The organism is Gordonia sp. VNK21 (genome assembly GCF_046098115.1).
Classification (GTDB): domain Bacteria; phylum Actinomycetota; class Actinomycetes; order Mycobacteriales; family Mycobacteriaceae; genus Gordonia.
Window position 1 is genome coordinate 1 of sequence record NZ_JBJURU010000054.1, and the last position, 1,025, is coordinate 1,025.

General features: G+C 63.9%; 1 protein-coding gene. It reads left to right on the forward strand.

The window, feature by feature from the left end; genetic code table 11:
- Positions 1–10: 10 nt before the first annotated feature.
- The coding region (locus ACJMNC_RS18380; RefSeq protein WP_408949379.1) for an AMP-binding protein at positions 11–1,025 on the forward strand (1,015 nt) is incomplete at its 3' end.

The following is a 1,025-nucleotide window of genomic DNA, read 5'->3' on the forward strand; positions in this document are numbered from 1 at the left end:
AGGAGTTCCCATGACGAGCACGATGCAGGATGTGCCCTTGCCGGTGGCGTCGATCCTCCGCCACGTCGCGACGAATCACGCCGCAAGGCAGGTCATCACCTACGGCGGAAACGAACCGGCTCGGACCACGACCTACGGGTCCCTTGAGGAACGATGCGGTCAGCTGGCCAATGCTCTGCGTCGTGCCGGTGTTGGCGACGATGACCGTGTCGCTACTTTGCTGTGGAACAACCAGGAACATCTGGAGGCGTACGCAGCGGTTCCCGCCATGGGTGCCGTCTTGCACACCCTGAATCTGCGGTTGTCTGCGTCCCAACTGCAGTTCATCGCGAACCACGCCGAGGACCGGGTCATCATCACTGATAGTTCCCTGGTGCCGTTGTTGGCACCGGTCCTGCCGGGCCTGTCGACCGTACGCGTCGTTTTCGTCGCCGGCGATGGAGAGGTGTCGGCGCTGGAGGGCAACGGCGTCGACATCATCCGGTATGAGGACGCACTCGCCGCGGAGTCACCGGTGTTCCCGTGGACAGATCCCGATGAGAGATCGGCGGCGGGTATGTGCTACACCAGCGGAACCACGGGAGACCCCAAGGGGGTCGTCTACAGCCACCGGTCGGTGTTCCTGCACTCGATGGCAGCCTGCACCGGTAATGCGCTCGCCGTGGAGGAAGGGGACCGAGTCCTGCCCGTGGTGCCGATGTTCCACGCCAGTGCCTGGGGTCTTCCCTACGCGTCCCTCATGGCGGGTGCCGACTTACTCATGCCGGACCGTTACCTGCAAGCTGCTCCGCTGGCGCACATGATCCAGACACATCGACCCACGAAAGCTGGTGCCGTCCCGACCATCTGGAGCGATTTATTGCAGTATGGGGTATCGCACCCCGAGGTGGATCTGTCGTCGATCAGTCTGGTCGCCTGCGGTGGTGCGCCGGTGCCGCAGTCGTTGATCGAGGGATTCGCCGACAGGTTCGGCGTGCAGATCATCCAGGCGTGGGGGATGACGGAAACCTCGCCGCTGGCCGCGG